Raw genomic sequence first — 3,720 nt, 5'->3', positions numbered from 1 at the left:
GGCCGATCGTCTCACGTCGGAGGAGGTGCACGAGATCTATGGATCCGAATCCGAGTTCGACGCGGCGTGAGAACGCCCCGTCGCCGTTGCCGCCGTCGGCCGCCACGCTGGCAAGTCCGCTGCGCATGCCGGGCGCGAAGGGGACGCTGACCCTGCTCGTGGTGGCCGCCGCCGTCATATGGTCCGCGCTCGGCTCGGGATTCGACCCGGCCAGGCTGGCCGACGGCGTGCCGAGCATCGTCGACTTCATGTCCCGGCTGTGGCCGCCGGACTTCTCCGAGATCGGCACGATCGTCCGGCTCCTGGTCGAGACCCTTCAGATGGCGGTGATCGGCACGTTGCTCGGCGCCGCGCTCTCCCTCATCGTCAGCTTCGGTGCCGCGAACAACATCGCTCCCCCGTGGCTGTACGCACTCACCCGCGGCGTGCTGAACGTCCTGCGCTCGATCCCCGAGCTGATCTTCGCCCTGATGTTCGTCTCCGCGGTGGGGCTCGGCCCGTTCGCCGGGATCCTGGCCATCATCCTCGGATCGATCGGGACCATCGGCAAGGTCTACGCCGAAGCGATGGAGTCGGTGGACGAGGCCCCGCTACAGGCGCTCACAGCGGCGGGCGCGTCGCGACCACAGGTCGTGGCGTTCGGGGTCCTTCCGCAGGCCTCGCCCATGATCGTCTCCTACACGCTGCTGCTGTTCGAAGGCAACGTGCGAGGCGCCACCATCCTCGGCCTGGTCGGGGCCGGAGGCATCGGGCTGGAACTGACGACGGCGATGCAGATGTACAACTTCGGCCACCTCGCTGCGATCGTGATCTCCATCATCGTCCTGGTCACCATCGTCGACCGGCTCAGTGCACTGATCCGCAAACGACTCACCTGATGCCTGTTCACGCTTCCAGCCGGCCGGCGAACGTCCGGCCTCCGGTTGCGTCAGCTTGTGAACTCCGCGACTACCACGCGATCCACCGATCGCTCCAGGGATGAACTCATGACCTTCACAGACAGCCCCGATACACACGTGATCCGCACCGCACCGGTCAACTTCCGTGACCTCGGGGGGCTCCCGGTCGACGGCGGACTCGTCCGCCCCGGGGTGGCCTTCCGCAGCGATGACGTCTCCATCGCGCCCGAGGACTGGGCCGGCGACGCCGTCGGCACGCGTGGCCTACGCCACGTGATCGACCTCCGTTCGCCGCAGGAGGCCACGTTCCTGGGGCGTGGGCCGCTCGCCGGGCACGGGGCACTCGGCTACCACCACCTGCCGCTCACGGACGCACTGCCGAACGACGCCGATGCAGACCTGATGAAGCTGATGCGGCACGCCACCACCGACGACGTCGGTCTGCTCTACCTCGGGATGCTGGAGAAAGGCGCGGCCCAGCTGGCGACAGCGCTCTCGCTCATCGCGTCGGGTATGGGCGCCGTCGTCTTCCACTGTGCCGCGGGCAAGGACCGAACCGGCATCCTCGCCGCGGCGTTGCTCACCGCACTCGGCGCGGACGACGACACCATCGTCGCCGACTATGCCGTCACCGGCGAGAACCTGTCCGCCATCCTCCGCCGCGTCGGGGGTGCGCACGCACCGCTGTTCCGCGGTGCCGGCGGTGCGGTCTGGCAACCACCGGCACCCGACGACGGCAACGGCGGCCAGCCCGGACCGCACGCGGCGCCACGCTCGGCGATGTTCGCGGCCGAGCCGGCGTCGATGGCGTCATTGCTCACCGTTGCCCGCGACCGTCACGGCAGCCTGCTCCGGCCGTTGCAGGACGCGGGTCTCCACGCGGACACGCTGTCGCGCTTGCGGCAACGGCTCATCCAGCCCGTCTCAGGCCAGGTGACGGCACGATGAGCAGCGCCCGGCCGGCCGACCTGCCGAGGAGCGAAGCACAGGCTGATGACCGCCGGCCGCGGGTCCGGCCGGGACGGCCGCGAGACGACTCGATCGAGCGGCGCGTGCTGTCCGCCGTGGTCGAGCTGTTGCTGGAGACGGACGACGAGAGCCGGGTGACCGTCGGCGCGATCACGGCGCGCAGCGGCGTCAGCCGGGCCGCGCTCTACCGTCGCTGGCCCACACGCGACTCGCTGCTCGCCGCCGCCCTGGACTCCGTACGCCTGCACCCGGAGCTGGTGGACACCGGAAGCCTCGAAGGAGACCTGTTCGCCGTCTTCCACCAGCACACCGAGGGCCTCGACGAGCGGGTCACCGAGCTCGTGCGCAAGCGCATCGTCATGGGTCTGCGGGATCCGGTCTTGCAGCGCACTGCATGGGAGAAGCACGTCTCCCAACGCCGGGTGCCCGTCGTCGCGGCCTTCGAGCGGGCGATCGCCCGCGGCGAGATCGGACCGGAAACGGACATCGCGACCTGCTTGGACATGCTCGTGGGATCGGCGTACTACCAGTTCGTCGTCCGGCCGGTCGGCGATCCCGGCACGGTCCCGTTCGACCGGACGATCCGGACCATGTGCGCCATGCTCCGTGCCACCCGGCACGGAGGTGCAGCCTCCATCGCCGAACCTCAATGACCTGGCACGGACGCGTGGACGGCTTCCCGGTAGCGGTTCACGACGAGGTCGACGACGGCGGGATGCACCCCGATCGGCGGTGCGACGACATCGGCTCCCACCCCATCCAGCCGGCGCAGGAACAGCCCAGGAGCAAGCAGGTATGTCGCGACGCCGACACGCTCGTGTCCGGCCACCCGGAGTGACTCGACCGCTTCCTCGACGGTAGGCGTCGCCGTGGTGATGTAACCGGCGACCACGTCGCGGTCGAGCAGTTCAGCCAGCTTCGCCGCGGCGACCTCGACCTCGCCGAGCGCGGCATCGTCCGACGAACCGGCCGCGGCCAGCACGACGGCGTCCGGCAGACCGCCGTTCCGGGCGCTCACCTCGCGCAACCGGTCCGCCACGGCCGACACCACAGCGTCATCGGGCCCCAGCGCGGGCGTCACCCTTGCTGTCCCGCCCGTCGTCTCGACGGCGTCCGGCACATCGACCCGGACGTGGTAACCGGAGGCGAGAAACATCGGCACGACGACGGGCGCGCCGCCCACCTCCGCCAGCACCTCATCCAGCATGGGACCGATCACGTCGACGTAGGCGATCCTGACGTCGACGCCGGGCGCCCGGAGCCGGACCTCGTCCAGCAGCTCCTCCAGGACCACCGGCCCTTCCGGGTCACGCGTTCCATGCGCAGCGGCGATCAGGGACACATTTCCGCTCATGTCTCCAGTGTCTCGCAGAACTCTGTCAGCCACAGCACGCCACCGCTCAGGCATTCAGTCTTCTCTCCGCTGCGGACTGCTGTCCAGCGCCGGCCACAGCCGAACGGCATGTGTCACTGCCGCGGCGCTCCGTACTTCTCGCCGGCGGACTCCGCCTCGTAGGCCAGCCGGTATCCACGTTTCACCACAGTCTGCACCACCCGCGAACCGAGAACCGCCCGAAGCCGGGTGATCGCCATCTCCACCGCGTGCTCGTCGCTTCCTCCGCCAGGCAGCACCGCAAGCAGGTCGGACCGGGAGACCACCACGCCAGGCCGCCGGACCAGCTCGCGCAGGATCGCCATCGGCGCCGGAGCCAGCTCGCGGGCCGCCCCGTCCACCAGCACGGCGTGGCCCCGCACCTGGATCTCGTGTCCGGCGGCGCGCAGCATCCGGCAACGCGTGGGCAATTCGGCGACGATCTCCCGTACCAGAGCACCGAGGCGCGCTCGCTGCGGC

5 protein-coding genes are annotated in these 3,720 nt (G+C 70.0%); 3 read left to right on the top strand and 2 right to left on the bottom strand.

Annotated elements, in window-relative coordinates:
- Window positions 1–38: 38 nt before the first annotated feature.
- The 3 genes from phnE (at window position 39) to ELR45_RS14160 (ending at window position 2,521) form a co-directional block, all read left to right on the top strand.
- Complete coding sequence (phnE, locus tag ELR45_RS14170; protein WP_129666983.1) at window positions 39–878, top strand: phosphonate ABC transporter, permease protein PhnE; 840 nt, start codon at window positions 39–41, stop codon at window positions 876–878.
- A 108-nt stretch (window positions 879–986) separates the two neighbouring features.
- A complete protein-coding gene (locus ELR45_RS14165) occupies window positions 987–1,847 on the top strand; it encodes a tyrosine-protein phosphatase (RefSeq protein WP_129666982.1) in 861 nt (286 codons plus the stop codon).
- A complete protein-coding gene (locus ELR45_RS14160) occupies window positions 1,844–2,521 on the top strand; it encodes a TetR/AcrR family transcriptional regulator (protein WP_129666981.1) in 678 nt (225 codons plus the stop codon). The genes ELR45_RS14165 and ELR45_RS14160 overlap by 4 nt, the downstream gene beginning before the upstream one ends.
- On the opposite strand, the gene ELR45_RS14155 is transcribed toward ELR45_RS14160, so the two are convergent.
- On the bottom strand, window positions 2,515–3,222 hold the full coding sequence (locus tag ELR45_RS14155; protein ID WP_129666980.1) for a sirohydrochlorin chelatase: 708 nt from the start codon (window positions 3,220–3,222) through the stop codon (window positions 2,515–2,517). The genes ELR45_RS14160 and ELR45_RS14155 overlap by 7 nt on opposite strands.
- Window positions 3,223–3,335: 113 nt before the next feature.
- Window positions 3,336–3,720, bottom strand: a 385-nt coding sequence (locus ELR45_RS40895) for a winged helix-turn-helix domain-containing protein (protein ID WP_240759703.1), incomplete at its 5' end; no start/stop codon positions are given.

Origin of the sequence: Phytoactinopolyspora endophytica (assembly GCF_004138495.1) — a bacterium.
GTDB classification, from domain to species: Bacteria; Actinomycetota; Actinomycetes; order Jiangellales; family Jiangellaceae; genus Phytoactinopolyspora; species Phytoactinopolyspora endophytica.
This window is presented reverse-complemented; position numbering and strand designations above follow the sequence as displayed.

Bases quoted from the DNA above. Each gene is read 5' to 3' on its own strand.
- ELR45_RS14160 (WP_129666981.1), top strand. From the start codon at position 1,844: ATGAGCAGCGCCCGGCCGGCCGACCTGCCGAGGAGCGAAGCACAGGCT.
- ELR45_RS14165 (WP_129666982.1), top strand. From the start codon at position 987: ATGACCTTCACAGACAGCCCCGATACACACGTGATCCGCACCGCACCG.
- ELR45_RS14155 (WP_129666980.1), bottom strand. From the start codon at position 3,222: ATGAGCGGAAATGTGTCCCTGATCGCCGCTGCGCATGGAACGCGTGAC.
- phnE (WP_129666983.1), top strand. From the start codon at position 39: ATGGATCCGAATCCGAGTTCGACGCGGCGTGAGAACGCCCCGTCGCCG.